The sequence below is a fragment of the Mucilaginibacter sp. SMC90 genome (assembly GCF_022811725.1).
Taxonomy (GTDB): domain Bacteria; phylum Bacteroidota; class Bacteroidia; order Sphingobacteriales; family Sphingobacteriaceae; genus Mucilaginibacter.
In genome coordinates this window covers 5,684,168-5,710,216 of the sequence record NZ_CP094527.1, presented here as the reverse complement: position 1 = coordinate 5,710,216, position 26,049 = coordinate 5,684,168, and the positions used below count along the sequence as shown (strand labels likewise).

The 26,049-nt window shown below is 42.1% G+C and carries 29 protein-coding genes and 2 tRNA genes; 13 read left to right on the top strand and 18 right to left on the bottom strand.

The genetic code is table 11. The features are described 5' to 3' along the window. Position 1 precedes the first annotated feature (1 nt). From MTO98_RS23670 to MTO98_RS23645, 6 genes are all read right to left on the bottom strand, one after another. Positions 2 to 1,195, bottom strand: coding sequence for an HlyD family secretion protein (locus MTO98_RS23670; protein ID WP_243481452.1), 1,194 nt, complete (start codon positions 1,193 to 1,195; stop codon positions 2 to 4). A 125-nt stretch (positions 1,196 to 1,320) separates the two neighbouring features. Then, the gene (locus MTO98_RS23665) at positions 1,321 to 1,551 is read right to left on the bottom strand and encodes a hypothetical protein (RefSeq protein ID WP_243481451.1); all 231 of its coding nucleotides are present in this window, start codon (positions 1,549 to 1,551) and stop codon (positions 1,321 to 1,323) included. Between the two features lie 76 nt (positions 1,552 to 1,627). Continuing rightward, positions 1,628 to 1,876, bottom strand: a complete 249-nt coding sequence (locus tag MTO98_RS23660; RefSeq protein WP_243481450.1) for a hypothetical protein — start codon at positions 1,874 to 1,876, stop codon at positions 1,628 to 1,630. Positions 1,877 to 1,979: 103 nt separating this feature from the next. Next, the gene (locus MTO98_RS23655; RefSeq protein WP_243481449.1) at positions 1,980 to 2,228 is read right to left on the bottom strand and encodes a hypothetical protein; all 249 of its coding nucleotides are present in this window, start codon (positions 2,226 to 2,228) and stop codon (positions 1,980 to 1,982) included. A gap of 1,061 nt (positions 2,229 to 3,289) precedes the next feature. After that, the gene (locus MTO98_RS23650; protein ID WP_243481448.1) at positions 3,290 to 4,018 is read right to left on the bottom strand and encodes a LytTR family DNA-binding domain-containing protein; all 729 of its coding nucleotides are present in this window, start codon (positions 4,016 to 4,018) and stop codon (positions 3,290 to 3,292) included. Next, positions 3,996 to 5,159, bottom strand: coding sequence for a sensor histidine kinase (locus tag MTO98_RS23645; protein ID WP_243481447.1), 1,164 nt, complete (start codon positions 5,157 to 5,159; stop codon positions 3,996 to 3,998). Before MTO98_RS23645 ends, MTO98_RS23650 begins: the two co-directional genes overlap by 23 nt. Positions 5,160 to 5,381: 222 nt before the next feature. On the opposite strand from MTO98_RS23645, the gene MTO98_RS23640 reads away from it, so the two are divergent. The 8 genes from MTO98_RS23640 to MTO98_RS23605 all read left to right on the top strand — a co-directional run bounded on the left by MTO98_RS23640 (position 5,382) and on the right by MTO98_RS23605 (position 11,676). Beyond that, complete coding sequence (locus MTO98_RS23640; RefSeq protein ID WP_243481446.1) at positions 5,382 to 5,840, top strand: hypothetical protein; 459 nt, start codon at positions 5,382 to 5,384, stop codon at positions 5,838 to 5,840. A 19-nt stretch (positions 5,841 to 5,859) separates the two neighbouring features. Beyond that, on the top strand, positions 5,860 to 6,300 hold the full coding sequence (locus MTO98_RS23635; protein WP_243481445.1) for a nuclear transport factor 2 family protein: 441 nt from the start codon (positions 5,860 to 5,862) through the stop codon (positions 6,298 to 6,300). Positions 6,301 to 6,841: 541 nt separating this feature from the next. Continuing rightward, positions 6,842 to 7,603, top strand: a complete 762-nt coding sequence (locus tag MTO98_RS23630; protein WP_243481444.1) for a hypothetical protein — start codon at positions 6,842 to 6,844, stop codon at positions 7,601 to 7,603. A 210-nt stretch (positions 7,604 to 7,813) separates the two neighbouring features. Beyond that, positions 7,814 to 8,083, top strand: a complete 270-nt coding sequence (locus tag MTO98_RS23625; protein WP_243481443.1) for a helix-turn-helix domain-containing protein — start codon at positions 7,814 to 7,816, stop codon at positions 8,081 to 8,083. Next, positions 8,080 to 8,397 (top strand): hypothetical protein, encoded by a 318-nt coding sequence (locus tag MTO98_RS23620; protein ID WP_243481442.1) that lies wholly within the window; start codon positions 8,080 to 8,082, stop codon positions 8,395 to 8,397. The genes MTO98_RS23625 and MTO98_RS23620 overlap by 4 nt, the downstream gene beginning before the upstream one ends. A 383-nt stretch (positions 8,398 to 8,780) precedes the next feature. Further along, on the top strand, positions 8,781 to 9,338 hold the full coding sequence (locus MTO98_RS23615; RefSeq protein ID WP_243481441.1) for a BfmA/BtgA family mobilization protein: 558 nt from the start codon (positions 8,781 to 8,783) through the stop codon (positions 9,336 to 9,338). A 39-nt stretch (positions 9,339 to 9,377) separates the two neighbouring features. Further along, a complete protein-coding gene (locus tag MTO98_RS23610) occupies positions 9,378 to 10,352 on the top strand; it encodes a DUF5712 family protein (protein WP_243481440.1) in 975 nt (324 codons plus the stop codon). Between the two features lie 400 nt (positions 10,353 to 10,752). Continuing rightward, on the top strand, positions 10,753 to 11,676 hold the full coding sequence (locus MTO98_RS23605; protein WP_243481439.1) for a hypothetical protein: 924 nt from the start codon (positions 10,753 to 10,755) through the stop codon (positions 11,674 to 11,676). A 57-nt stretch (positions 11,677 to 11,733) separates the two neighbouring features. Here MTO98_RS23605 and MTO98_RS23600 read toward each other — a convergent pair whose 3' ends face one another. After that, positions 11,734 to 12,159 carry a helix-turn-helix transcriptional regulator gene (locus MTO98_RS23600; protein WP_243481438.1) on the bottom strand — a complete coding sequence of 142 codons (426 nt, stop codon included), beginning with the start codon at positions 12,157 to 12,159 and terminating at the stop codon, positions 11,734 to 11,736. Here MTO98_RS23600 and MTO98_RS23595 point away from each other — a divergent pair. Continuing rightward, entirely contained in the window at positions 12,127 to 13,875 is a 1,749-nt protein-coding gene (locus MTO98_RS23595; RefSeq protein ID WP_243481437.1) for a hypothetical protein, read from the top strand. The genes MTO98_RS23600 and MTO98_RS23595 overlap by 33 nt on opposite strands. 775 nt (positions 13,876 to 14,650) lie before the next feature. Here MTO98_RS23595 and MTO98_RS23590 read toward each other — a convergent pair. The 5 genes from MTO98_RS23590 to MTO98_RS23570 are packed head-to-tail and all read right to left on the bottom strand — an operon-like array spanning position 14,651 to position 18,316. Continuing rightward, on the bottom strand, positions 14,651 to 15,397 hold the full coding sequence (locus MTO98_RS23590) for an SDR family oxidoreductase (protein ID WP_243481436.1): 747 nt from the start codon (positions 15,395 to 15,397) through the stop codon (positions 14,651 to 14,653). A gap of 43 nt (positions 15,398 to 15,440) precedes the next feature. Next, positions 15,441 to 16,349, bottom strand: a complete 909-nt coding sequence (locus tag MTO98_RS23585; RefSeq protein WP_243481435.1) for an SDR family oxidoreductase — start codon at positions 16,347 to 16,349, stop codon at positions 15,441 to 15,443. A 3-nt stretch (positions 16,350 to 16,352) separates the two neighbouring features. Next, positions 16,353 to 17,375, bottom strand: a complete 1,023-nt coding sequence (locus MTO98_RS23580; protein WP_243481434.1) for a zinc-dependent alcohol dehydrogenase family protein — start codon at positions 17,373 to 17,375, stop codon at positions 16,353 to 16,355. A gap of 4 nt (positions 17,376 to 17,379) precedes the next feature. Continuing rightward, a complete protein-coding gene (locus MTO98_RS23575) occupies positions 17,380 to 17,676 on the bottom strand; it encodes a putative quinol monooxygenase (RefSeq protein ID WP_243481433.1) in 297 nt (98 codons plus the stop codon). 10 nt (positions 17,677 to 17,686) lie between these two features. Continuing rightward, positions 17,687 to 18,316 carry a nitroreductase family protein gene (locus MTO98_RS23570; RefSeq protein ID WP_243481432.1) on the bottom strand — a complete coding sequence of 210 codons (630 nt, stop codon included), beginning with the start codon at positions 18,314 to 18,316 and terminating at the stop codon, positions 17,687 to 17,689. Between the two features lie 112 nt (positions 18,317 to 18,428). Here MTO98_RS23570 and MTO98_RS23565 point away from each other — a divergent pair, with 112 nt between their 5' ends. Then, positions 18,429 to 18,854, top strand: a complete 426-nt coding sequence (locus tag MTO98_RS23565; protein WP_243481431.1) for a helix-turn-helix domain-containing protein — start codon at positions 18,429 to 18,431, stop codon at positions 18,852 to 18,854. Positions 18,855 to 18,972: 118 nt separating this feature from the next. On the opposite strand, the gene MTO98_RS23560 is transcribed toward MTO98_RS23565, so the two are convergent. The 6 genes from MTO98_RS23560 to MTO98_RS23535 form a co-directional block, all read right to left on the bottom strand. Beyond that, positions 18,973 to 19,635, bottom strand: coding sequence for a zeta toxin family protein (locus MTO98_RS23560; RefSeq protein ID WP_243481430.1), 663 nt, complete (start codon positions 19,633 to 19,635; stop codon positions 18,973 to 18,975). Positions 19,636 to 19,637: 2 nt separating this feature from the next. After that, positions 19,638 to 19,907, bottom strand: a complete 270-nt coding sequence (locus tag MTO98_RS23555) for a hypothetical protein (protein WP_243481429.1) — start codon at positions 19,905 to 19,907, stop codon at positions 19,638 to 19,640. A 158-nt stretch (positions 19,908 to 20,065) separates the two neighbouring features. Continuing rightward, positions 20,066 to 21,289, bottom strand: a complete 1,224-nt coding sequence (locus MTO98_RS23550) for a site-specific integrase (protein WP_243481428.1) — start codon at positions 21,287 to 21,289, stop codon at positions 20,066 to 20,068. 249 nt (positions 21,290 to 21,538) lie between these two features. After that, positions 21,539 to 21,623, bottom strand: a tRNA-Leu gene (locus tag MTO98_RS23545). Positions 21,624 to 21,675: 52 nt separating this feature from the next. Beyond that, positions 21,676 to 21,748 (bottom strand) — tRNA-Gly (locus tag MTO98_RS23540). 123 nt (positions 21,749 to 21,871) lie between these two features. After that, entirely contained in the window at positions 21,872 to 22,354 is a 483-nt protein-coding gene (locus MTO98_RS23535) for a regulatory protein RecX (RefSeq protein WP_243481427.1), read from the bottom strand. A gap of 60 nt (positions 22,355 to 22,414) precedes the next feature. Here MTO98_RS23535 and MTO98_RS23530 point away from each other — a divergent pair, with 60 nt between their 5' ends. From MTO98_RS23530 to MTO98_RS23520, 3 genes are read left to right on the top strand one after another with little or no spacing between them, the layout of a single operon-like run. Further along, positions 22,415 to 24,877 (top strand): bifunctional UDP-N-acetylmuramoyl-tripeptide:D-alanyl-D-alanine ligase/alanine racemase, encoded by a 2,463-nt coding sequence (locus MTO98_RS23530; RefSeq protein WP_243481426.1) that lies wholly within the window; start codon positions 22,415 to 22,417, stop codon positions 24,875 to 24,877. Positions 24,878 to 24,893: 16 nt separating this feature from the next. After that, complete coding sequence (locus MTO98_RS23525) at positions 24,894 to 25,484, top strand: DUF502 domain-containing protein (RefSeq protein ID WP_243481425.1); 591 nt, start codon at positions 24,894 to 24,896, stop codon at positions 25,482 to 25,484. Positions 25,485 to 25,528: 44 nt separating this feature from the next. Next, positions 25,529 to 26,047: a hypothetical protein gene (locus tag MTO98_RS23520; protein WP_243481424.1), complete on the top strand. Its 519-nt coding sequence runs from the start codon at positions 25,529 to 25,531 to the stop codon at positions 26,045 to 26,047. Positions 26,048 to 26,049 lie beyond the last annotated feature (2 nt).

Genomic DNA, 26,049 nt, shown 5'->3' with positions numbered 1-26,049 from the left:
ATTATTGGACCGTGCTTTTAGCCGGGAGCCTGCCGGGGTTTAACCAATCGCTGGTTTTGTCATATAATAATTGGAACAGCGTACGGCGGGTAACATAAAAATTGGCCTGTAAACTCATGCCTTTTTTTATGCGGCCCACATAGCCATTTTTCAGTTTCAGTTCGTTTTTATCCAACAGGCACCTCACCTTAAAATACGGTTGTTGCCCGTTATCGGTAAATATATCGTTAGATACTGTGAGCACCTTGCCGGTAAGCAACCCCCACTGGTTGTAATTAAAGGCATCAACCTGGAAATTCACTTTAATATCCGGCCTGATCAGGCCTACATCTTTTGGCAGTACATAAATCTCAGCTATCATCCCCGTTTCCGGTGAGATCTCGGCCACTATTTCGTTAGCGGCAATTACACTGCCGGATTGAATGCCGCGCAGGTTTTGCACGGTTCCGGTAACGGGCGCGCGCAGGGTATATAAGTCTTTTTCCTGTTCGATTGATTTTCCTTCCGACTGCAGGTTGCGCATTTGCGCTTTGAGGCTGGTGTACTCGGCCTGCCATTTACTGCCCTGGTCATCATAAATTAATTGCAGCGCGCTCAGTGCGTTTTGATAGGCCAGATGAACAACATCATATTCAGAAGCAGAGATAGCTTTGTTTTTAAAGAGATAGCTGTAGCGCTCCTCATTACGACGGGCGGCAGAAAGGTTGGCGTTTGCATCGCGGGCTTTTTGTTGTAAAAGCACATATTGCTGGCCATATAATTCGGAGGTGAGGGAGGGTTTTTTATTCCACTGATTGTGTTTTACCATATCAGCCAGCACCTGTAAATCGGCCAATTGCGCTTCGTATTCTGTTTGCTGGGTATGAGCGGCAAGGTCCTGTTGGTTTATGGCCGCCGCCTTTAAAGTAACCAGAACCTGGCCTTTGGTAACATGCATGTTTTCTTTCAGCAGCATGGTATCTACCCGGCCGGATACGAGCGGTTTGATCTCATTATGTTCGGTTGACGATTTGATAGTACCCAAACTTTTTACATTGATATTAACCTTGATAAAAAATATGGATACCAGGGCGAGCACCGTAAAACCCAAAACCATTTTATAGATAATATTGGTTTTAGGATCATATTTCCGGAAATGGTATTCGGCAGTGGACGATAGGAACCCCGCCGGGAAAACTTTATTATTGTTATCCATTGTTTATTCCCCGTTAGGGTTAGTAGTTTAATAGCAAAGCGATGTAAAGTGTTTTGGTTTACTCCCAAATCATCTAAACTAAAAATGAGACAGCCGCAGCCATCCCATTATATATTGTATAGGTTTTAACTTAAATGTGTTCCGTTCAAAAAAGCATCAAAATTAAGTTTGATACCTTTACCGGCTTCCAGTTTATAATCCTGGTAATTATCGCCCTGCTGCCACTTAAATTCTATCGAAAGCAGGCTTTCGGTCCCCGCACCTAAACTGATACTTGCACCATTGGCCGCGCCGCCGTTTACGGTGATAAGCTCGGCTACGCTCAGTTCGCGCATATTGTTTGTGTTGGTTTTCATGATAGATGATGTTTGCTTTAAAAAATAAGCGCGGGCATTAATTAAAATGCCCGCGCCCGGTATATAATTGAAAAAATTATACGCTTTGTGAACCGAAGTTCAGGATACCGCCCAGGCTTGAAGTAATGCCGTTACCTAATGTAAAGGAACTGGCTTGAGCCTGGTCGCCATTTTGGCTGCCTTGTTGAAATGACAGCAGGTTAGATATTCCTAAAGAGCCTAACAAGCCGCTTTCGCCGCCAGATGTATTTGCTCCGCCTAAACCTAAAATTGATCCACCGTTTACTTCCTGTAATTCAGTGTGATTTAATTCCTGCATTTTCATAGTGTATGTATTTAAAATGTTGCCTACTCTGTTAAAAGGTTTTCGGCCGTCCCTTGGTAATCATAATCACAGCATTGCTGCAAGTGCTTCAATTCAATTTAGCTTAAACGCTTTTCGAACCGAAGTTTAAAATGCCGCCAAGTGATGACGTAATGCCATTACCTAACGAGAATGATGTTGAGCTGCTTTGATCGCCATTTTTCGACGCGCTGCTAAATGATAAAAGGTTGTCGATACCCAGGCTACCTAACAGGCCGCTTTCGCCGCTTGATGAGTTTGCACCGCCCAGGCCTAAAAGTGAGCCACCATTTACTTCTCTTAATTCCATTTCATTCAAATCTTGCATTTTCATGGTTATGTAGATTAGTTTTGCCTACTCTGTTAAAGGTTTTCGGCGATCCCTTAGTTGTTGTTTGAAAGTATTAACGACGATATTTAGGTAATGGATTTAATTAGGGATTAAAAAACAACAACCAAAACGAATGTTTTTATTGCTAAAGGTTGTATAAAAGACTAAACATTCCGAAAAAAATCATGTTAAACGCGCATGTGAGATTTGTGTATTTACACATAGAATCAAAAATCAGCAGGAAGAATTACGAAGTATTTAATCATTTTTTTTCAGCGCTTTTGGTTGTGCGAAACTTTGATTATTGGGTCACCGACGAAAAGTATATGGAGATCATTCGCCCTGATGAGGAGAAATTCATCGACCTGCATGGTTGCAGCTTTCTGATATCTACAGAGAATCTGGTTATATAGTTATTTGCTATTTAAGGAAACAAACGATATCGTTTGTTTCCTTTTTTTATACCAATATTCTGATTGCCAAAACGTTACATTTGGCGTAGTGCGGCCTTCTTCAGCTCCTGAGACTGGGCAGGATTCGAACGACTTTATGGAGCAGAATAAAGTTATGAATGGTTTTTGGCTGACACAATCTCATTTTGATATAGTACGGTGGTACATAAGATCTTTTTAAATATTTATTATTATTTGATGATTTTAAAATCTTTATAGGGACATGTGCATTTACTTCTATGTCTATTCCATCGCCAATAGCCATAAAAAGCTGTCCAGTTTTCGTTCATTGCTACAATTCACTGATTGCTCGTGACCATAAACCTGCTTTAATTAATTTTTCATTTTTAGTGCGTCAATCCTTGCTGCTGCTTCCATTACTGCATACATCGCTTGGCGTGTGCAACTTCAAGAGGGTAAATCACCGTAATAATAACTTGCCGGAAATTGAACTAACAAAAAATTATTATATGGAGTTAAGGATATCTACAAATTAAAACTTCCTGAGACTGGCCGTAATTCCAACCCTTTAGTGGAAAGTTTAAAACTACTCGCAAATATTAGTTAATACCAAGTTGTACGTTTGATATAATTATCCCACATGGGATCAAGTTATTTTTTGTTGAACATTTTTAACGCCTGCTGCCTGTATAGTTTACCTACAGGTATCAGATGACCCTGAATATCGAATTCATCGGCTGTGAAGGAATTGATCTTGTCAGTTGAGATGAGGAACGATCGATGGACTCTTAGGAAATTGTTTGCAGGCAACATGGCTTCTAATGCAGCCATAGCGTATTTCGTGACAATTGTGCCCTTCACGGTATGGACCTTGACATAATCCTTCAAACTTTCTACATATAGAATGTCATTCAGGAGAACTTTCACCATTTTCCGATCAGACCGGAAATACAAAAAAGCATGATCAGCGCTTTCAGCTGTTTGCATTGCCGGTTGATTGACTGCCGACAGCCCATCATCCGGTAATGCTTTCATTACAGCCTTTAAAAACCGGTCAAAGCGAATAGGCTTAAGCAGGTAATCAACAACATCCAGGTCAAATGCTTGCACCGCATACTGCTCAAAAGCAGTAGTTAACACGATCTTTGGGGAATGGCTTAATGTGCCGATCAAATCTAAACCGGTGATCTGCGGCATTTGGATATCGAGAAACAGAAGATCGACTTGTTGCTGCTTTATAGTTGTTAATGCCTGCAGCGCATTGCCACATTCGCCAACAAGGTTAAGCATAGGTACCTGGGTAATGTAACGCCTTAACACTTCCCTTGCAGGCGGTTCATCATCAACTATAAGGCAGTTATACTTTTTGACGGTCTCCATGGTAGTCAGGTTTTTTATTATCCGGATATGCAGTAAGTAAAGTAAGTTTCAAATTTACAATATACATATCTTCTTCATCATTGATCTGCAACTCATGTCTGCCGGGATAAAGCAGTTCCAGTCGTTTACGGACATTGGCGATCCCTATACCAGGTATTTCTTTATTTATGCCTGATGGTTTTCCGTTGATCAGTTTCATCCATAGTTCGTCATCCTGCACAATTATATTAAGGCTGATCCAGGGGCTTTCCGTCATCTGGCTGGCACCGTGTTTGAATGCATTTTCAATAAACGGTAAGAGCATGAGTGGGGCGATCAGATAGTCAGTGGACTTCGGTAACTTTACTGCAATTTCCAGACTATGGTCATACCGTGTCGTTTCCAGGGCAATATAGTCGCCGATCATTTTCAGTTCCTTGTCGAGCGGCACCAGCGGCTTATTGCAATCATAGAGTATATAGCGTAACAACTGTGAAAGCCCCATGATCATGCCGGATGCTTTTTCCGAGACATCCTGTGTGAATGAATAAATATTATTAAGTGTGTTAAACAAAAAGTGTGGGTGCAGCTGCGCTTTTAACATTTGCAATTCGGCATTTGCTTTCTCTTTTTCCAGAATCAAAGCCGCTTGTTGTTCTTCATAAAAACATTTCATTAGTTTAATGGCAGCGGCTACGCCACCAACGGTGATACTCCCCCGTAAACCCGCCAGCATGGCTACACCAAACTGAACATAAAAAGCCGGATGAAGTTCGCTCGCAACAAGCGGTGATATTTCATCCGCATTCCAGTGACGGATATAGTCGATCACCGTCATGGATAAGGCTGCTGACAAAGCGGCGGTTAAAAACACCAATATCACCGCACTAATTGTTGCCCAGGCATACTTACCGGGTAAGACCAAATTGGGGATAACCAGATACATGAGCATATAAGCCAAAAAGAGGCTTGGTACCATATACACCGCTGTTTCAGGTGAAGTAATGATCAGGCGATGCAGAAAGGGCTGCCTTTGCAATGCCGGTGAAGGCGAAAAAGAGTACAGCAGCAGCTGAAACAAGAACCAAAGTAGCCAAAAGCTGAAATGACGCAAAAGCCTCCAGCGCAATTCATTGGAATAAATAAAAGGTAATTGTTGCATAGTTAAGTCGACCGGAAGCTAAGATACAGATCAATAGTAAAAGGATAACGATGATTATCAGCTTATTCGACCAAAGCTTCAAAGCTGTCTACCAGATCATTTAGTCGACGACGAAATGATTTGATAGGTGAAAAAACACTGTATGTTTTCAATTAACGCCCATTGGGCTACTTTCCGAAATCGAATGATAAACCATGATAATTTTGAATAAAACGAAACAGTATGAAATCATTACTCACCACTATTTTAATTGCGATCAGCGCTTGCAGCGCATTCGCCCAGGTAGATACGACTAGTTTTCCGAAGGAGCGCCAGGAGATCCGTGAACTCCTGCGAAATCAGAAACCCGGTACGCTGATCGACTGCAATGACATGATCGCCGTAGGCCCTAAGGGAGATATCTCCTTTTCTCATCAGCAATGGGTGGAAGCACAGAAAAAAGAGAAACTTATATTCAAATCCGTGCGGCCTATTCCCGGTAATGAGTTCATCCGTATTTACGACGGCACTACTGCGATAGTTAATTTATTGATCAACGTACAACTTGTGGTCGACGAACAAGACGTTAACATCAAGGTACGCCGGCTGGAAGTATACCGTAAAAATGGAACTGGCTGGTGCCGTGTAGCCGGGCAGGGGACACAGGTGGATGAAAAAATATTCCCGGTAAACAGTAAATAACGTAAACCATACCACTCTTATGAAAGCAATTATGATAATTGTTTTTGTGCTGTTTTCAGCAAAATTATCCTTCGCGCAAAGCGACGTGGAGAAAGAGATTCGCAGACTGGATGAACTGGAAGCCCGGGCCACCATCAGCGGTGACACCGCAATGCTGAGCAGGTTGTGGTCGCCCAACTACGTGGTGAACAACCCCGCGAATGTGGTGGTGAATGTTGCCCAGATCCGCCAGTTGATAAAAGAAGGTAAGATTGCTTATTCTTCATTCAGCCGCGTAATAGAGAAAGTAACGATCACTGATAACGTAGCGGTGACCATGGGTTATGAAGAAAACCAGCCGGAGAAAGCAACAGATAATGCCGGAAGGACGGTTACCCGCCGCTACACTAACGTTTGGCTAAAAGGAAAAAGCGGGTGGCGGATCATCGCACGTCAGGCCACTATTATTAATGTGAAGTAGCAATTTCAATTAAAGAATATTTCAAACCCAATACTTATTTATTTCAACGAAAAAACAAATGCACTGCATGATGCCCGTTATAGCACTTATTGTACTGCTACTGGGTGGTTGTAAAAAAGATCAAATGATGCCGATAAGTATCCGGCCAGCACTCAAGTAACTTTTCGGAGTGGATATGACTTAACTGTATCTGATAAACCAAAACTACCTTTCTTTCATTTCAACCAAGCCGGGCTCGAACCGTTTCTCGTAGATATTTTATAATATTTTCAATTATTTAACTATTTTGGCAAACGAAAGCTCTCAATAAACTAAAGAATGCCATCAAAATTTAATTTAATGGCATTTGCTCCCGAAACTGGGCTCGAACCGGCAGCTAAATAGCCGAGAATGTTCTCAAATTACTCATCAAGCATTTCGAACTTAGTCCTGTTGGGCAAAATAAGACCAACAAAACTTAATATTTAAGATACTTAGATAGTCTCCGCTTTTGAAATGCGAATTTTACTTAAATTATTAACTTTAGGTTAAAGTTCAACTTATGCGCGAACAATATTTTAAACACCGATCACCTTTCGATTTTAATAAAGACACTAATGATATAGGCCGCCCATTTTTTTGGAATAAAAAAGTTGAGGACAACCACTTTCTTAACCTCCTTTATCGAAAGAGCGAACAACAATTCGATGAATTATATAAATACCACCTGCAATTCTTTTTATCCAAATACGATGATGCAACGGTGCAGGAGTTCTTCATATATATGTGGGAAGTCATACAGGATGCCATTGCACAATTAAGACATAAGGACAGATATACTTCCAGCCATGCCTCCAACTTTCGAAATAAATTCCACCTTAACCAATTTTCAGAATATCTTCAAAGTATCGATGAATGGAACCTTGGACGCACCCAGGCTGAGATAATCGCAGAGAAGGAAGGACAGATCAAAATACTCAAAGAACAAGTGCAACGCCTGATGGATGAGCGCAGGGAGGCTGAAAAGTTAGATACCGACTACCCGATCAATATAGCCAGCGGTCATTTCCTTACGGTAGTTGACCTTTTCAAAAAGATCGAGGCACTAAAAGTAGCAGATAAGGAATTGGTATTTTCGCAGATGCCTATCACCTGGGCCAAACTGATCTGCCGGTACTTTCAGGAAGACGGTGAACCAATCAAATTAGACCGTGTGCGGCGCTACTACCCGCGCGATGCAGGTAACCCGAGTGGCAGGTCATCTGCTATCCCCTCCGAAAATCAGCATTTTAATATCACTCCGGCAAAACGCCGGGCAGGTTAAGAACGGATTTTAGTTTCATTTTTCTTTTGCAGGCAAACGTTAACAATTGCCTTTAAACTATTCAGTGCGCTCTTTTTCAGCATTATGCTTTGTATGCCATTACCATAGCTTGGCCTATGGTAATGAAAAATATCCGTTTGCCCACACCTTTGCTTAGTACCCGGTACCTGTGGTACAAGTATTAAGTAACGATTAACGAAGGAGGCGATTATGCAAGCAAGTGAACTGATCACTAAAGGAGATCTGAATGAATTTAAAAGCGAACTGTTAACAGAAATTAAAAAACTGGTTCAACTGGATGGCCAGGGCCAGTCTAAAAAATGGCTCAAAAGTAACGACGTACGAAAGCTGCTGAAAATATCACCCGGCACCTTACAGAACCTGCGCATCAACGGTACACTGAGTTTTACCCGTATCGGCAGTATCATGTATTATAAGCTCGAAGACATCAACAAACTTCTGGAAGGGGGGATGCAATGATTACTCATAAAATTGCAGTGAGTGAACTTGCTGGTTATAGTAAGCTGCTCAAACGCATGAGTATGGATGGGCGGCTGAATACGACACATATCAGCTTGTTCAGTGCGTTATTCGTCCAATGGCAACGCGGTGGTTTCAAAAGCCCGTTCTCTGTCACCAGAAAGACGCTGATGACTTTAAGCCGTATAGCATCGATTGCAACGTATCACAAGTGTATCAAAGAACTTGATGATTATGGTTACATCCGTTATCAGCCGTCATACCATCCTAAACTCGGCAGCCAGGTCTACTGGCCTGCCGGTTGGGAATTGTAGCATGATATTTTATATCGGCATAGCCGAATATCGGGCTATACGGATAAGCGCATATCGGAATAACTGGTTATTCCGATATAAGTATAGACAGATATCCTGCTATACAAATCCGGTGCAGCCTTTGGCTGCACCGGTAAAGATTTGCTTCGCAAATCAGGAAGAAAAGCTGTGGTCGCTTCGCGAAAGCGGAATGAGCAAGCGGAAGTTGGGCAGAGCCCTACTTTGCTTGCCCTACGCTTCGCTACGGGGGTTTTACGTATCCTCCGGGGATACTTTAGGGCGTTTCCGCCTATGGAATAAAAGAAAACAGGATACCCGGCGGTATCCTGCATATAGAAATAAAGACATAGTTGCATAGACAGCTATTTGACCGGTTTGAGAATATGAGCATAGAAGACATTAATGTGAGATCAGTGAGATACCCGGTTGCGGTAGATCAGAAGTTTGAAAAGATCGCCCTTAAACTGGGCAGGACGAAGCGACAGGTCTTTATCCAGATGGTCGATTACTTTTATAAAAGCAAGAAAGATCCCCTGGACCTGAATGACGAATTATTAAAAAATGCGCTGATGAAAAATCATCAGCAGTATATTGGTTTTATCCGAAACCAGGAGAATATGCTGCTCATTCCGATCAAAACGGAAATGGACAGGATGATTGTATCACAGGTTAAAATCATCGAGAGTTTCAATACGCAAGTCCTCAAGGCAAATACGGGCTTGCTGAATAATCAGCATGCTTTGGCGCAGAAGTTAACCAGCATAGATGCGCTAATGGAAACGATCTCGAAAAGCCAAAAGAGCAAGGATAACCTGAAAAAACAGTTCCTGTTCATTTTGGATGGTTATATCAAATCCAGGGATGCTTTCGGGATGATGACCTCGGGCCGGGAAAAAGATGAGCTGATCGCTGTTACCAGATCGCAGGTCGGTTTGCTTTAATCATGTATTTAACTTTCCTTTCAGGAGGTAGGGGGTATTATGTTTATCAATATCACAGATAGTAAAGAAGCGGCAAACAAAGGCAGCAGTGTGGGGCTGGTAAATTACCTGGAAAAAGAAAACCGGATCGACCATAAGCCGGAACCAGAATATTGGTTTAACGGACACAAGATCAGGATCGAGCCTTATGAGGTAATGCGCAGTATAGATAATAATGTTGCCAAGCTGGGCAGAGACGATGCTAAATTTTTCCTGGTCAATATCAGTCCGAGCCAGAAAGAGATTAGGTTTCTAAAAGAACAGTATGGTGAGGAAGGTGCTAAAGAACAAATGAAAGGTTTTGCCGTCAGGGTGATGGATGCCTATGCCAAAAACTTTAACCGGGATGGTGTGAACAATAATGAAGACCTGTTATGGTTTGCCAAGCTGGAAAACTACCGTTATTACAGCTATAATGACCAGGAAGTAAAACAAGGTATGAAACAGCGGGGCGAACGTAAGGAGGGAGAACAGATGCATGTGCAGGTTATTGTGAGCCGTAAGGATATAACCAATAAAATCAAGCTTAGCCCGATGAATACGTCAAGGGGAAAGAATGCGGAGCATTCCAAAAAGATGGGCCAGTTTGACCGGGTAGCATTTAAACAGAGCGGGGAATCTCTTTTTGACAGCCTGTTTGAGTTTGACAGACAGCTTAAAGATACCATGGCATACGCCAATGTTCAGAAGAACGGAGAACTATTACAACGGGAGCAGCTGGGGGTTTTGTTAGAAGGTGCTTCGCAGAATTATGAAAGTAGGTCAGTGGCCAATGAGTTGGCCCAGGGAGTTGCAGATGGTCTTTTTACAACAACCGCCAATATGCTTTCGGCAGCTGGTAAGACAATAGCAAGCTTTCTGAAAGTAATGTTGGAACCGATGTATACGGGAGGTGCTAATGTTGTTCCGGAAAGCGAGATAGAGGAAAAGAAAAGGCGGAAGAAAAAATCTCAGGGCCAACAGATATCGCGTTGAAGCAGTGTGCTATTATAAATGGATATTTCTTGTTTCTCATAGAAAAGAATGGCCATGCGGCTGCGGCAGGCGGCTGCATTACACCACGCGCTTCGCTCCGGGTTCCATTACGCCGCCAGCCTCGCCGCCGCGCGTGCAGGAGTGTATTCGTTCCTCATACACACCTGCCTTTCCCGCCCACAGATTATCGATCAGTCACAGCACCGCAGTCACAAAATTAGCTACGCAGGAAAACTGTCAAGGCTATATAAACCGGCTATCGCCGGGCCTTGACAGTTTTCCTGCTAACAGCTCCGGTTGTTTAAGCGGTAATATGACTGGGTGTGTTTGTTTCTTAGAAAATGTTGATATTTAGCTTTGCTTTGCTAATTTAAGTGGGCTTTTTTATCAAAAAAATATTATGAAAATCGGAGTTTTCTTTGTTCATCCCTCTTATCTTTCCGGACAAAGCGAGAGTTTACTGAAAACCTTTTTGTTCTTCGACAAGATATACATCGCAAGCCTACCGATACGTGACCCAAAAGTTATCTTGGACGCTGAACTTCAGGTTATTGATGTAGTAAGGTCGAGAATGAGTGAGATTGATAACCTTACCGAAGCTGGTTTTATCTCAAATTTTAGTGAAATATTTCCGAATGGTATACCCGATCACATTCAAATTCAATCTGCTTTTAAAGAAGAACTTGCCGTCTTTAACAATAATTTTAAGAACAAGATGCCAGTTGGGAGCAATATCGATCAGGCGTCGCCCCAAGGGCAGGCTATTTTTGATGAACTTTTTCAACGTATGAGTAGGCTGATGGCAGTCTCTTTAAATATTCATCGTCCTAATGATGAGCATATCCCTATCATAAATTCGGCGTTTTTTGATAGTGCGTTCCCAGCTCAACAAAAGTCACTTGTAGTTAACACTATATTTAAGAAATTCCCGACTATCAAAGACGATACCTCCATAGACGCTATTAAAGAATTCAAAGCTGACAAAGAAGCGATAGATAATCTATATACCCTTCGAGATTACATCAATAATATCGCAAGGGAGCAGCTAACAATTAGTGAAGTCGAAGACCGAATTGATTACTTTTTAAATCAATATGAGAAGTCGTTAGAGCTGCATAAATTTAGGTATAATTACACTACATTCGAAAGCGTGATAAAAATGACTGCAGATGTCGCCGAAAACTTAGTGAAGTTTCAGTTTTCAAAGGCGTTTGAAGGTTATCTTTCTTTTAAAAATCAACACGTTGATCTTCTCATGGAAGAAAGAAAATTGCAAGGACGTGAGTTAGCGTATATTTCACAGGTTAAGGAAACTTTTAGCTAATACAATTTATTTCATAATAAGCCGCGAATTTTCACAATTGAATGCGGCATTGAAATGTCAGAAATTTCTGGATTGTTTCAAAATTTCTGCCTTTTCTCGTTCACTCGCTAAAAGTTGTTCATAAAGCCTTTTATTTTCTTCAAACAACTCTATTACTTTTTCCAAAGGATGAAAAGTTGGTTGATAATTTATGGCATTCAAAGTCGACGTATCTGTACTTGTAAAAGTATTCGATATGATATTGAGGACACTTTCCTCACTGAAGTTTTTAATAGCTTCAACGGGAACTTTTAGTATCTCAGCCACTTGTTTTAAAAGATTTTCTTCAATGACTTCTTTTTGTTCTAATAACGACACCCTTTTCTGACTCCATTCCTCACCAAGCGCAATTGCCAAGGCCTCTTGTTTTAGCCCCATCATTTCACGAAAACGTTTAATGTTTCGACCTTGATGGACATTTTTCGGTGTGTCGGTAGCGTTCATAAGTTAGTATGTAGAGTTCGTTCAAAATTAAACAAAATAATAAAAAGCTGTGCTTTATCTAATATAGAAATAATAACCGGTGAAATATGCATAATAACGACTTCGGATAGAACATGGCTGAGTGGGATATACAGATGTATATTTTCAACTTTGGATGTAAAGTCATTATTCACTCAAATTTTTTTAGCTATGCGAGGTGATGAACATTATGTACCATGGGAGAACTATCCTAAATTCCTACTTTTTAATGAAATCCGCGATCCCTATCGCGCGTTACGAGACGCTTTTTGGGGCGAAGAACCAGAAAGGAATAAACGTTTGCTGGAACAATTAAAAACATTTGCACTGAGCGATACACATTACCAGGGTGGCAAAGAAGGCCCTGCAAAAATGGTGCAGGCGGTAAACGAGTGGGTCCGGATGATTGAGATCTGTTATATCTTGTGGCTTGACAGAAAAACCCCGGATGATTGGGATAAGGCTGAAATTGTTGAGGGTTGGCAATTGAATTTTGCCAAAAAGACCTGGCAATATTTTCCGGATGATCTGTCATTTTACGAAGAGCGGAATCCTTATATCGTTTTCAGACGAATCTTTGGCTATATCGGCTTGCAGGATCTGCGTGACTATTTCGATTACTGGCTTTATTCTGCCCTGAGCAATAAGGCACTGACAGTAGAAGAATTTGAAGGCAATATGCCCCAATTATTTGACGATCTTTTAAAGTTTCATTCAGCAGCTTATATGGTCGAACAACTTGCTATTGGCGCAGTATGGGAAACCCTTACAAAAAACAACGGTCATCACCTTTCTTATACTAAAGACGGCCGGAAGGTAATCACGATTATGGAGGATACAGAAGATTATAATCTTTTTGATTGGAAGTTGCCACGGGCTCTTAAACGCAAAAACAGATTGGAGAAAGAGTTTAAATTTGGGGAAATGGCCGAGGCTCTTGTAAAAGAATTTCCATTTATTAAACATGTATGCCACCTGGGTGCAATACCTTATGCGGACAGAATTTACCTGTTAATTTTAGTTAATGATTGGGTTGGAATAACAGAAGATGAGATATCGGATAAAATTCAATCTGACAGGCTTGGAAAAACCTTTATCGTTCCCCTCATTTATAAAGTCAAAGACGCTTTAAATGAAATCAAAACGAATCCACGCTTTTGGGAATGGGTAATTTATGCAGGGACAGTATTATATACCGACCAGGACCTTGTAATTCCAAATCCTGAGTATGTGACTGTCGAAATGCATCGGAAGGTGTTGGAAAGGTGCTGGAAGAACGCTCATAAAGAGAGCCGCAGCCTGTTAAAACGAATAGAAACCCACTTGAAGAAAGACGATTACAAGTCTGCAATATCGTTTCTGATCAAAGCGATTGAAACTTTACAACGGTGTGCAATAGAGCTTAAGTTGGGATACAACAGGCAGGACGGAAAATTTGCCAAATTGCAACAGATAATAAGCCTGTTTACTGATGATTACCAATATATCCTTTATAAGGATACGGATGATGACACGGAGTTTGTTTTCTACAATCTTTTCGATAAAGGATATCCAAAGGCTAAAACGAAAAATTTCAAAGCCGACAAATCCGTTTTGGAAACCGCCGTAAAAAAGATTGAGCAGTACATGTCAAGAACTGAGAAACTATACGATCAACAAATCGCATTTCTTGAGTATTCTTTGGGCAAGTTTTCGTGAGTAAATGCCCTCAACTAAAATATGACATATTTAAGGATATTTTAGAAACACTGAAAATAGATTATCCGGGTTTTCATTGTGAAATTTGTAGTGTACCGCCAAGAAACGAATGGGGCCAACGACCAAGTAGCCACGGCGAAAGCAAACGCAAGGAAGTGAGTGTCTCACGACCTTGCTTGCTTAGCCGGCGATTTACAATAGCAATCGGTCGAAGCAAAAGCTAGGAAGTTAGCATTGTAAACGACTGCTGTCTGAAAAGTGAGTGGTTTAATGCCATCTACCCTATTTTGTATGAATTTCATATTATTCTTATAAGTCATTTTGTACTCATTTAAAGCATATCTGTCTGTTTCAAAGTTCATACATGTTATTCTCTATGTTTCGACTGAAAGCGTTTACTTAATATCAGTGCCATTAAAGAAAAGCCCGCGAAACATGTTAACTGTAAGGACAAAAATTGGTTGATGTGTACACTAACGAATAGCAGCCATCCGACAGCCAGATTAAAAAGACTCCAAAAAATATTTAATGTAGACGACGATAGACCAATTCCCCTAGGTGTAGCAAAAGGGGTGGGAAATTCATTGCCTGATATGCCGTGTACGAAGTGCGGCACCGTATTGGCCATAAAAGCGCCGGAAAAAAACGCCGCGATAAAATTATACCATTCCATATCTAAATTTTTAGTTGACCTACCTTGCAGCATGTTTAAACGGGCTTCGCGGTCTCCATAAATAAGGAACCGCGAAGCCGTTTTCTAATCACATAAAATGAATTAAAATAAGCCCTGGTTAAAGTTTTCTACCGCAATAACGGGGTTTGCGAAATAATCGGCCCATTGTCTTCCGGTTTCACCGACATAGATCTCGAAACGATCCTCTTCAATGCCATTAAAAATATCTTCAGCGACTACTAGCGGTGGTAAGCCATGTTGCTCGCCACCCATTTCCTTGGTTGCGTCGGTGTTGATCAGCGAAGGCATCACTTCAAATAACTTAATGTTGGTTTCTTTAGAAAGCGTTAACCTCAAAGCAACAGTATGCGAATGCAAAGCGGCTTTGGTATCTGAGTAGGTAGGCAACACGACTAACGGGTGAAAACTTACGTTAGAGGTGATGTTCACAATAGCCGCCTCCGGCTGCTTTTTCAATAATGGCAGCAACGCTTCAGTCAGGCGAACCGGCCCGAAATAATTCGTTTCAAACTCTTGTTTTGCTTTTTCGAAAGCCCCTGCGCCTTCGCCAAGTTTATATAAATTTGCTACACCTGCATTATTGATCAAAACGCTGAGATCGGCATATTCCGACTCCAGCTTGTTAACCAGGCTGTTCACGGCAACTGCGTCGGTTACATCACAGGCAATGTAATCCAGTCCCAATTCCTTGCCGGCTGTCTCAATCTTTTCAGCATTACGGCCGGAAATGATCACTTTATTGCCTTTTTCACTTAGATATTTTGCGGTTGCATAACCGATTCCTGAACCGCCACCGGTTACGAGGATTGTTTTGTTTGTAATGTTCATGATTTGTTATTGTTAAATGTTGTTTCTTAAGATTGAATGCTTTTTATATCTTTTGATCAGTCAGGAAGAGGTTCCGGTGCTTTGTAAAGAATATTTTTAAGGTGACGGGATCCCTTCCGGTTACCTGCCTAACCAGGTCATTGTGCATATCAAAGTTTCCTGCGCGTGTATTCAGATCGGTCATGATCACAGTAGGCGCAAAATTGGGCTGGATGCCGATCGATACCAGCTCTTCGGCTATCTCCGAATCGTCAACCTGTACCACATCGATATGCTTTTCAAATAGTTTACTGGCTATTGCCGCGACCTCCTGAATGGTAAGCGACTCCGCACCGGTAATATCCCAATAGGCTTTTCCATGTGCTTTGAGTAAGGCTGACGCTGTTACCTGCGCCACGTCTTCACGAGCAACGTAAGCGATACGGCCGTTTCCTGCAATCGTGGGCCATTTACCGGCAGCTATGATCTGCGGAAGAAAACCAAGCAGGTTTTCTGCATACCAACTAACCCGCAGGCTGGTAAATTCAATATGACTCGCTTTGAGCGCTTCCTCGGTGGCCACATGATCCGGAGCAAAAGGAATTGCTGTTGCATGCTCAGGCTTTGGCATGGAGGTATAAACAATATGTTTAATACCCGCCGCTTTAGCTGCGTTGATCGCGTTGATATGCTGACGGACACGTGCGCCGGGCGTATGCAGCTCATCCGTCGAGATCAGGAGCAGGCGTTCAATGCCCTCGAATGCTGACCGAAGACTTTCTGGCTCATCAAAGTCAGCCCGTCTGATCTCGATACCCGCATCGGTAAACGCCTGTAATTTGGAGGGAGCACGGCTTGCGCCAACAAAATTTGTATAACCAAGTTCGCTTAAAATTTCCAATACACGGCGACCGAGGTGCCCGCTGGCACCTGCAACCAAAATCTTTGGCTGTCCATTTTGAATAGGTTCCATAGTTTAGTGGTCAAAAGTGAAAAAGTATTTGCCTGGCCGGCCGGGTTGTTTTGCAGCCTGAAAGGCTTCCTGATACTTTTCAATAGAGAAAGTGCCGCCAACCGTGGCGGAAAGCCTGCCTTCGCCCACTAAGCCGCTTAAATGTTGGATGAGGTTATCGATCTGCTCTTTCGGCGTTATCCTGAACCAGTCGATGACCCAAAATCCGTGGTAATGTAACCGGCGATAAAAAAGGTCGAGCGGATGGATAACAGGCGTTTGACCACTTTCACTGGAGTAACCTACAATAGAGCCCCGGCTTTTGAGAAAACCAGCTATCGTGCCAATAGTTGTACCGCCGACTGTATCCAGAATATGATCCAGTTGCTTACCATCCAAAGCTTTTTCTATCTGTGTATCCAGGTCGTCACCGATGATAACGACTTCGTCTCCGCCGATTGACCGGACGAATTCCGCTGATTCGGCTCTCCGGACAGCATTTAATGTTTTCCAGCCATTGATCTTCGCCAGCCCGATCACGTATCGCCCAACAGCGGAGTTAGCTGCCGTTTGGCCGATCCAGTCACCCGGTTTCAATTCAGAATAGTCCAGGATCGTCAGAAAAGCGGTTACGGCATTGATGGTGAGCTGGGCAAGTTGCGTGGCTTCGATGCCCTCATCAACAATCACAAGGTTTTTTACGGGAGCTACGAGGTGTGTAGCCCATGTTCCTTGCTCGTAGTAAGGTAGAATGATCACCCGTTTACCTAGGTATTCGGTAACGTGCCCTGAGCCGACGTCGATCACCCGTCCTACGCCTTCCGCTCCCAAAGGAGCAGGAAGGGACGGCTTCACGCCGTAAACACCGCCGACAAGCATAAAGTCGGATATATGGATCGGCGCAGCTTCCATTTCCACCAAAACTTCGTTAGGTCCGAGCGAAGTGACCACACCATCGTGCAATTCGACTACATCTTCCGGCTGACCGTTACCGGTTAGACGTAATTGTTTAAACGGCTGGTTGATAATCTTTTTATCTGTTGCCATAACCTTACAATTCACTTAAAATGGAGGATACAGGTTTGCCGGACACTTTGTCTTTAACAGCTGCGAAAAATTCTTTTGTATAATTAGCTGCCAGGTGCTCGTCCAGCGCTTGTTGAGATTTAAAGACTTCAAAGAACACCAGCGTATTGGGATCGTCATTCTTTACGGTCTGATAAAACGTTTCTACACCTTCCTCTTGAAGTGTCGGGATGAGGGCTTTAGCGGAGATCGCTTTCACCTCTTGCAGGAATTCCGGTTTCACCGGGATCTCAGCGAGGACGATTACTTTTGAATTTGACATGTTCATTGGATTAGATGGTTTGAAAAATTTCCTCTTTGGGTTTGCGCACTTTGGGGATCGCCGCAAATTCATCCTCTTCCGAGCGGTATCCGATCACAAATAATAAAGCAGATGTCAGGTTTTTTTCTTTCAGACCGAGGATAGCATCAACAGTTGCGTTATCGAAACCTTCCATTGGAGATGCGTCAATTCCGGCTTCAGCAGCAGCACTCACAAAAACGCCGACAGCCAAAAACGCCTGCTTTTCTGCCCAGATGATACGTTGGTTATAATCAAGTTTACTTAAAACCGTGTTCACGAATTGTTCACGTGGCTCCAGATTTTTACGCTCTGTTTGTCTTGCCGTCGCTGCTTTGTCAATATAGCTGGCTACTGTTTTTTCGTCAATGTTAGTTTCTACTGCTAACACCATCACATGTGCGCCGGTAGTAATTTGTGGCTGCCCGTGTGCCGCTCTGCTGATTTCTTCCAGCTTTGACTTATCCTCGATGAGCAGAAATTTGTACGGCTGAAGACCGAACGATGATGGTGCAAGGCGAACGGTTTCGGTCAGATCTTTGAATACAGCCGGATCGATCTTTTTTGATGTATTATACTTTTTGGTCGCGTAGCGCCATTCAAATGAGGTAACTAATGACATAACTTCGATTTTTTGTAAAATTTTTATCCTTAAATTTGCTTGCAATAAGCAAGTAAACAAAGGTATATTATTTTACTTGCTACAAGCAAGTATTATTTAACATTTGAATGTCATGAAAGTAGTTCCGCATCGTTCCAACTGTCCTGTAGCTTATTCCTTAAATTTTATCTCTGACAGGTGGATATTATTAATCTTACGAGATTTGGTGTTTACCAACAAATCGACTTATGGGGAATTTCTGGCGTCTGAAGAAAAGATAGCCACTAATGTTCTCGCAGACAGGCTTAATCTGCTGGAGGAATACGGTTTTATAGAATCGACCGTATCCGAAGAAAAGAAAAACAAATTTATTTACAGCCTTACCGAGAAAGGTATTGATTTGATACCTGCTATTGCGGAACTTATGGTTTGGGGATCCAAATACAATCCGCCGGGAGCGGTCGACGTCGTTAAAGAATTAGCCGAAGATAGGGAAGGAGCCATTGAGCGTTATAAGAAAAATGCAAGGGCCAAAATGAAACCTGTTGCACAAGCTTAATTTTAAAAAAAAAATGTGGCGCGTGTGACTCTAATTGTGCCAATGAAAAACAGAGACCTATAAAAGAAATCAACGGTTCATTTTATCTCTAAATAAAAATATACATTCAATCGTTTCTCTAACGTTTGGGACCACGACGGTGTTCATTATCGTTGTCTCGTTCCGGCAAAGTATGATCGAATCGCTTTACAATTGACGAAATAGTCGGCTTAGCCCACTCAGGCAAGTCATTACTCACAAAAACTATTTGCAGGTTCTGCACGCTTAGTAATGATTTTAGCTCGTAAAAATTTCCACTGGCATCGATGATTTCAACGTTTTCAAAGCGGTCCGCCAAATATTCAAAGTTCTTTAACCCTTCGACAAAATTATAACGGATGCTACCTGTGTCAACAAAATGACCACCTCCGTTTACACGCGCGGTCACGCGGTCCATGGATTGCTTAACGTCGCCCAGACCAATATAAATTATGTTGGCGACATAGTTATTTTCCTTGAACCGGTTTACGATATTCATTAGTCCAGTATGCCTGAGATTTGTTTCTACCGTAAAATCCGTTTTACTTTTTAATACATGTGCAATGCAGTCTTGAAAATATTGCTCAACTGCGTAAGAAACGCTTTCGCCAGGGAGGCCGGGATAAAGTGCTTCAATCTTTGCAGCTTCTTTATCCGCATCAAAGATAAATGCACCGGCAGCGGATAAATCTTTGGAAAAAGTAGATTTACCTGCACCGTTCGGCCCCGCTACAATCAGTAGTTGCGGGTTATCCAAGGTCATAACTAAAGGATTTTGATCAGGTGTGCTGTGCCTTGGTCATCTATTCGTACCAGCTCTTTTCTATCGCTATACTCATGCACCATGTAGTCGGTGTCGGGACAGACGGCTTTATCGAAGTAGGTGAGATAACCTTTCCTGTTGAATGTTTCGCGCATAACGACATCAGCGGTCGGACGAAGCCTGTCGGCCAGTTCCTGTGCCGATAATTCAAATATCGATTTGGAACGTGTGTCTTTAACTGTGCTGCACATGATCTGTTGTAATGTTCTCATACAAAATTAACTAAAATAATTTATCTAAATCAATGTTTTGAAGCAGCATAAGCTTATAATATACCTTATGCTGCTTTTCGTTGTCTATATTCTTTGGTATCATCAAATCCTCCATTACGTTAGGTTTTCAGTGAATGTAAATGCTGGATGTTTTAATATCAACCTATTAGATGGCGTTTGGTGATCAACTGATTGATATCATCGCTGACTTTATTATCAGTAAGTTTAGCATAATGTTGTGTCTGTTTAATCGATGAATGTCCCAGTATTTTAGAAACGGTTTCTATGGGAACTCCATTACTTAATGTAACCGTAGTAGCAAATGTGTGCCTTGCGATGTGGAATGTAAGTGGTTTATCTATATCACAGGTATCAGCTATCTCTTTCAGATAAGAATTCATCTTTTGGTTGCTCAAAATAGGCAGGACTAATCCGCTTACAACACATCTTGGATGCGCTTTATATTTCTCAACGATGGCCAGGGCCTCTGGCATCAGTGGCATTCTTGTCGAAGCGCCGGTTTTCTGCCGACTAGTAAAAATCCATAGATTTTTATCGATGCCGATATGCAGTTCATCTGTCCGTAATTTTTGGACATCAGCATAAGAGAGACCAGTGTAGCAACTAAAAATGAAAATATCCCTTACGCTTTGTAATCTTTCGTTTTTAAAATTTTTGGTGGCAATGGCATTTAATTCATGCTCGGTTAAAGCGTGCCGCTGAACAGGCTTTTTAGTGAATTTGAAGTTTGCGAATGGATCAGATGAAAGCCATTTGTTTTTAACCGCAATTAAAACAATCTTTTTAAAGTTTGACAGATATTTCATGGTTGAGTTATGGTTGCATTTTTGAATGCCCTTTAGCCAGAAATCAAATTCTGCTATCGTTTCATTATTCAGTTTCCTGATGTCAAGATCTTCTACACCATATTTCCATTTTAGGAAGCTTTTTGTATGCTCCAGTGTTGTAGCGTATCGCTTGATAGTATTGCTTGCAAATTCCTTCCCTTCAAGTGCTTTCAATTGTTGGTTATGCTTATTGAATACTTCAATAATTGTCTTTTTATCTTCATCGGCACCTCTCATATTCTTTTTGATGGCCTCCGCTGTTAGTTCTTTATCAGCTTCCATCAGTCGCCGCTTTGCCTGGTAGACCTGCTGTGTAAGCGTATCCAGAAAGGCGTTTAATTCCCTCGTAGTTTCTTTGCCACCGGTTGACCGTCCGGTCTTTGCACTCCAGGTAGAAGTGTGGCATTTTCTTTTGGTAGATAGCTCACTTGATTTACCATCGACTGTAATTCTCAGGTAGATAGGATAAATACCATTTGGGCTGTTTTTGGGTTTGCGCATGAAGAACATTAACCCGAAGCTTTTTTCCAACATAATCATTCAATAAAAAGTTAAACAAATGTCGATTTTGATGGCCTTTTTATCAAGATGTTCACCTGTAGAACATGTTGACATACAGTGTGTTGTAAGCTTTTCGTTGAACGATTTTGAATGCCCTTGCGAGTTCAACGAATCGTTCAACTAAAACATGCGGTTGAATGAATCTTTTGGAGGGGTTTTAAAAGAAAAAGCCCCTAAATCATTTGATTTAAGGGCTTTTGAAGCGATTTTACTCTGCTTTTGTACTCAGAGCGGGAATCGAACCCGCACTCCGTTTACGGGAACAGGATTTTAAGTCCTGCGTGTCTACCAGTTCCACCATCTGAGCAGGTGTCTAACCTTTTAAAAATAAAACCCTTCTTTTTATCAGAAGGGCTTTGAGCGAAAGACGAGATTCGAACTCGCGACCCCGACCTTGGCAAGGTCGTGCTCTACCAACTGAGCTACTTTCGCATTGGTATTTTTCTCGCTTTGAGTTTGCTTTCGTTAACCGGCTGCTTATCTCGTTTGCGGGAGTGCAAATATAGGCAGAAATGAATAGTCTGCAAGGAAAATTTTAATTTTTTTGAAAATAGTTTATAACTCGCTGTTTTTCAAAATATCAGATATCAGCTCAGCTTCAAATCCACGGCCCATGGCGTACTGCTGTAGCTTGTAGCGGCGCTTCAGCTGGTTCTTTTCGGTTAGCGTCCCGGCTTTTTTTTGCAGCAGGTGGGTTAGCGAAGCTAAATAATCATCCAAATCGATGCCAAGAAGTGCTTTTTTGATCAATACGTCGGGTATGCGTTTAAGCTTTAATCCTTGTTTTATTTTAATACGGCCCCAGGCTTTTTGATTGAATTTGCTTTTAGCGTAGAGCTTTGCAAAGCGTTCTTCATTAAGAAAATTACCTTCAATCAACTGGCTTATAATGTGTTCAACAGCATCAGGCCACAGTCCCCACTCGTAAAGTTTGTCGCGTACTTCCTGCTGGGCACGTTCCTGGTAGGCACAAAAGTGTTCGGCTTTAGCAAGGGCAACTTTCTCGTCGGTAATTTTAATTGATTTGGGCTGATCCATTTAAAAACCAAAATTCGTTAAAAATTATTCTATTTGTTTTAATATCTCCAAATTAGCAGCATGCCCAATAACACGTACACCATAACCACTATAAAAGAAATCATCAAGGCAGATGGTAATATAGTTGAAGAGTATACCATCAGCGCGCTTTTTACCGATAGCCGCCGGATCAATAACGCTGCTGAAGGCTTGTTTTTTGCCTTGAGCGGCAGGCGCAACGGGCATGAATTTGTTGCCGAAGCCTATGCCGGGGGAGTACGAAATTTTGTAGTGGAGCACGGCCCTGAGTTTAACCTGCCGGGCGCAAATTTCCTGATAGTGCCCGATCCGCTTGCTGCCATGCAAACATTGGCGGCATACCATCGTAGCCGGTTCAAGCTGCAGGTAATTGGCATAACAGGTAGTAACGGTAAAACGATAGTTAAAGAATGGCTTTATCAGTTGCTTTCGGCAGATAAAAATATAGTACGTAACCCTAAAAGTTATAATTCGCAAATTGGTGTGCCGCTGTCGGTATGGCAAATTAATGACCGGAACGATTTGGGTATTTTTGAAGCAGGTATCTCCACCATAAATGAAATGGATAAGCTGGAAGCTATAATCAAGCCCGAAATGGGGGTGCTTACCCATATGGGGCCGGCGCATGATGAAGGGTTTGAGTCGCCCAGGCAAAAGCTTCTGGAAAAACTTGGCCTGTTTAAAAACAGCAGGTTGCTTATTCATAATTACGACCAACTGGTTGGTTATGAAAAGGATATTACTGCTAAAGAAACCTTTACCTGGAGCCGTAAGTTCCGTGAGGCCGACCTGCATGTTTTCAGTGAGACAGTAATCTCCAAAAATTATTATTTCCGCGCCCGCTACCAGGGTAAGGAGATTGAATGCCTTATTCCTTTTACCGATCAGGCTTCGGTAGAAAATGCCATTACCTGTTGGGCTACTATGCTGGCTTTAGGGTACACTGCAGTTGAGGCCGATAAGCGTATCGAACGCCTTGCGCCGGTAAGTATGCGGTTGGAGCTGAAAAACGGGGTAAACAACTGTTCTGTTATTGATGATTCATATAACTCCGATCTGCAATCGCTTGAAATAGCGCTTAACTTTCTTTCGCAGCAAAACCAGCATCAAAAAAAGACATTGATCCTGTCGGATATTTATCAGTCGGGCCTGCAGCAGGATGTTTTATACAAACAGGTTGCTGAACTTATCAGGGCCAAAAAGATTGATAAATTTATTGGGGTTGGTGAAGCCCTGCCTGCGCATCAGCAATATTTTGATGTAGCAGAACAGCATTTTTATGCCGATACCACCACGTTGTTACAGCAGTTAAAGGCGCTTAATTTTAAAGACGAAACCATTCTGATAAAGGGTTCAAGGAGTTTTGAGTTTGAGCAGATAAGCCGTGCATTAGCCCAAAAGGCGCACGAAACTGTTATGGAAATTAACCTGAACTCTTTGCTGAATAACCTCAACTTTTATAAATCGAAACTTAAACCGGGTGTAAAAGTAATGGCGATGGTTAAGGCGTTCAGTTATGGCAGCGGCACGTTTGAAGTGGCCAATATGCTGCAATACAACAAGGTTGATTACCTTGCTGTAGCTTATATTGATGAAGGGGTGGCATTAAGACAGGCCGGCATCATCCTGCCTATCAAAGTGCTTAATCCAGAGGCCTCGGCTTTTGATAAACTTACCGAATACAAGCTTGAGCCGGTAATTTACAGTTTTGGCCTGCTGGATGATTTTGTGGGTTATGCCTCTGCGCAGGGGATAGCCGGTTACCCGGTACACCTGAAAATTGATACCGGCATGCACCGCCTTGGCTTTGAAAACTATGAAATAGAAACCCTGTGCGATATGCTGGAAGCTAACCGTTACGTGCGGGTGCAATCGGTATTTTCGCATTTAGCAGCAAGCGAAGCGCCGGAGCACGACGATTTTACCAAAAAGCAGATCAAGCGTTTTGAAAAGGCTTTTAAGGAGATAGAGCGTACCCTTGGGTATAAGGTGATCAAGCATATCTGCAACACCGCCGGCATCATTCGCTGGCCTTCGGCGCATTATGATATGGTGAGATTAGGGATAGGCCTGTATGGTATTGATTCGTCGGTGCCAGCTTCAGAGGCTGGTTTACAGCCTATTGCCAGCTTAAAAACCAGTGTTGCCCAGGTTAAAAAAATAGGAGCGGGGGATACCATTAGCTATGGCCGGAGCGGGAGTCTTTTGAAAGACGGTAAAATAGCTACCATCCGTATAGGTTATGCCGATGGTTATTTGCGTGCTTTTGGCAAAGGTGTTGGCAAAATGCTGGTAAAAGGTACGCTGGTGCCTACTGTAGGCAATATTACTATGGATATGTGTATGCTGGATGTGAGCGGCCTCGATGTACGCGAAGGAGATGAAGTGATCATATTTGATGAGCATCAGCGTATTGAGGAACTGGCAAAACAGATAGGCACCATCCCTTATGAAATATTAACCAATATTTCACAAAGGGTAAAAAGAGTGTACTTTTACGAGTAGAAATCAGGGGTTTAAAATGAACAAGGTAGCGCGGGTATTATTCAGGTATTTTGTAAAAGGAATGTTGGTGGTTGTGCCGGTGGGTGCTGCCATTTTTCTGATGTACTGGGCGGTGGCCAGTATCGATAAAGCCCTTAACCTGAGTGATCTTTGGGTTGATAAAAGTGGGAAGCATATTTATATCCCGGGATTGGGGATCCTGAATGTGGTAGTGGTGATCATGATTATGGGGGTACTGGTCACCAACGTAATTACAGAACCTATTAAAGACTGGTTCAGGCGTTGGTTTGCCCGTTTGCCAATTTTCGCGTTCCTGTATTCGTCAATAAAAGATTTAACCGAAGCCTTTGTAGGCGAAGAGAAAAAATTTAACGAACCTGTACTTGTTGAGGTTAATGAGTTCGGTTTAAAAAAGATCGGTTTCCTGGTTCAGAAAGATCTGGCAAAGATTGGTTTACCCGGCGAGGTTGCCGTATATTTTCCTTATTCCTATTCATTTGCTGGCCAGGTGGTTATCATTGCTGCCGATAAGGTAAAACCGATGGATAAGAGTGCAGCCGATGTAATGAAGTTTGTGATATCAGGTGGGGTAAGCGGGTTGGATTAAAGGTGTTTTTTGTAAACTGTTTTAAGTAGAAAACGAATTTTCTTATGAAAATACTTAGCCGTACCAGTTGCATATTATCTTATGCGGTAAATCCGGATTTTTTTGATGGTGCAAGAACAATTTCGGGAAGCAGCAAAAGTGGTCAAAGTTACTGGGAGCCAACTGAAGGTGGTTCGCATAAGTACACCCACACGTTAACTTTTAATGCCGGGGATGATGAAAGCGGCGAGTGGTTTATTCAATACCGGGCCGTTTTAATTTGTGATGTAGTGATAGAAGATGTAAGCGAGGATGCGCTGCAAATGTTGACCATTGAGCAGGAGTTTAATGAATCGATGAATAAGTTTATCACAGAGAATTCGCTATCTCATATTTCCGAATTACGTATACCGCCATTTATTATAAATGAATGGAATATAAAGAAAATGGAAGATGGTATGAACCGTGCCATATCAACCGGCTATGATGAAAAAGTTGCAGAGATGCGGAAGTTAATGAAAGCTAACACCGGGTTTACACCAACGATTAAAACCAAGGTCACTATAAACAAAATAAGCGAATAGAG

What these genes read in the sequence shown, in the direction of transcription:
- MTO98_RS23670 (WP_243481452.1), bottom strand. Translation starts at nt 1,195, where the DNA reads ATGGATAACAATAATAAAGTTTTCCCGGCGGGGTTCCTATCGTCCACT.
- MTO98_RS23665 (WP_243481451.1), bottom strand. Translation starts at nt 1,551, where the DNA reads ATGAAAACCAACACAAACAATATGCGCGAACTGAGCGTAGCCGAGCTT.
- MTO98_RS23660 (WP_243481450.1), bottom strand. Translation starts at nt 1,876, where the DNA reads ATGAAAATGCAGGAATTAAATCACACTGAATTACAGGAAGTAAACGGT.
- MTO98_RS23655 (WP_243481449.1), bottom strand. Translation starts at nt 2,228, where the DNA reads ATGAAAATGCAAGATTTGAATGAAATGGAATTAAGAGAAGTAAATGGT.
- MTO98_RS23650 (WP_243481448.1), bottom strand. Translation starts at nt 4,018, where the DNA reads ATGGAGACCGTCAAAAAGTATAACTGCCTTATAGTTGATGATGAACCG.
- MTO98_RS23645 (WP_243481447.1), bottom strand. Translation starts at nt 5,159, where the DNA reads ATGCAACAATTACCTTTTATTTATTCCAATGAATTGCGCTGGAGGCTT.
- MTO98_RS23640 (WP_243481446.1), top strand. Translation starts at nt 5,382, where the DNA reads ATGAAATCATTACTCACCACTATTTTAATTGCGATCAGCGCTTGCAGC.
- MTO98_RS23635 (WP_243481445.1), top strand. Translation starts at nt 5,860, where the DNA reads ATGAAAGCAATTATGATAATTGTTTTTGTGCTGTTTTCAGCAAAATTA.
- MTO98_RS23630 (WP_243481444.1), top strand. Translation starts at nt 6,842, where the DNA reads ATGCGCGAACAATATTTTAAACACCGATCACCTTTCGATTTTAATAAA.
- MTO98_RS23625 (WP_243481443.1), top strand. Translation starts at nt 7,814, where the DNA reads ATGCAAGCAAGTGAACTGATCACTAAAGGAGATCTGAATGAATTTAAA.
- MTO98_RS23620 (WP_243481442.1), top strand. Translation starts at nt 8,080, where the DNA reads ATGATTACTCATAAAATTGCAGTGAGTGAACTTGCTGGTTATAGTAAG.
- MTO98_RS23615 (WP_243481441.1), top strand. Translation starts at nt 8,781, where the DNA reads ATGAGCATAGAAGACATTAATGTGAGATCAGTGAGATACCCGGTTGCG.
- MTO98_RS23610 (WP_243481440.1), top strand. Translation starts at nt 9,378, where the DNA reads ATGTTTATCAATATCACAGATAGTAAAGAAGCGGCAAACAAAGGCAGC.
- MTO98_RS23605 (WP_243481439.1), top strand. Translation starts at nt 10,753, where the DNA reads ATGAAAATCGGAGTTTTCTTTGTTCATCCCTCTTATCTTTCCGGACAA.
- MTO98_RS23595 (WP_243481437.1), top strand. Translation starts at nt 12,127, where the DNA reads ATGGACATTTTTCGGTGTGTCGGTAGCGTTCATAAGTTAGTATGTAGA.
- MTO98_RS23600 (WP_243481438.1), bottom strand. Translation starts at nt 12,159, where the DNA reads ATGAACGCTACCGACACACCGAAAAATGTCCATCAAGGTCGAAACATT.
- MTO98_RS23590 (WP_243481436.1), bottom strand. Translation starts at nt 15,397, where the DNA reads ATGAACATTACAAACAAAACAATCCTCGTAACCGGTGGCGGTTCAGGA.
- MTO98_RS23585 (WP_243481435.1), bottom strand. Translation starts at nt 16,349, where the DNA reads ATGGAACCTATTCAAAATGGACAGCCAAAGATTTTGGTTGCAGGTGCC.
- MTO98_RS23580 (WP_243481434.1), bottom strand. Translation starts at nt 17,375, where the DNA reads ATGGCAACAGATAAAAAGATTATCAACCAGCCGTTTAAACAATTACGT.
- MTO98_RS23575 (WP_243481433.1), bottom strand. Translation starts at nt 17,676, where the DNA reads ATGTCAAATTCAAAAGTAATCGTCCTCGCTGAGATCCCGGTGAAACCG.
- MTO98_RS23570 (WP_243481432.1), bottom strand. Translation starts at nt 18,316, where the DNA reads ATGTCATTAGTTACCTCATTTGAATGGCGCTACGCGACCAAAAAGTAT.
- MTO98_RS23565 (WP_243481431.1), top strand. Translation starts at nt 18,429, where the DNA reads ATGAAAGTAGTTCCGCATCGTTCCAACTGTCCTGTAGCTTATTCCTTA.
- MTO98_RS23560 (WP_243481430.1), bottom strand. Translation starts at nt 19,635, where the DNA reads ATGACCTTGGATAACCCGCAACTACTGATTGTAGCGGGGCCGAACGGT.
- MTO98_RS23555 (WP_243481429.1), bottom strand. Translation starts at nt 19,907, where the DNA reads ATGAGAACATTACAACAGATCATGTGCAGCACAGTTAAAGACACACGT.
- MTO98_RS23550 (WP_243481428.1), bottom strand. Translation starts at nt 21,289, where the DNA reads ATGTTGGAAAAAAGCTTCGGGTTAATGTTCTTCATGCGCAAACCCAAA.
- MTO98_RS23535 (WP_243481427.1), bottom strand. Translation starts at nt 22,354, where the DNA reads ATGGATCAGCCCAAATCAATTAAAATTACCGACGAGAAAGTTGCCCTT.
- MTO98_RS23530 (WP_243481426.1), top strand. Translation starts at nt 22,415, where the DNA reads ATGCCCAATAACACGTACACCATAACCACTATAAAAGAAATCATCAAG.
- MTO98_RS23525 (WP_243481425.1), top strand. Translation starts at nt 24,894, where the DNA reads ATGAACAAGGTAGCGCGGGTATTATTCAGGTATTTTGTAAAAGGAATG.
- MTO98_RS23520 (WP_243481424.1), top strand. Translation starts at nt 25,529, where the DNA reads ATGAAAATACTTAGCCGTACCAGTTGCATATTATCTTATGCGGTAAAT.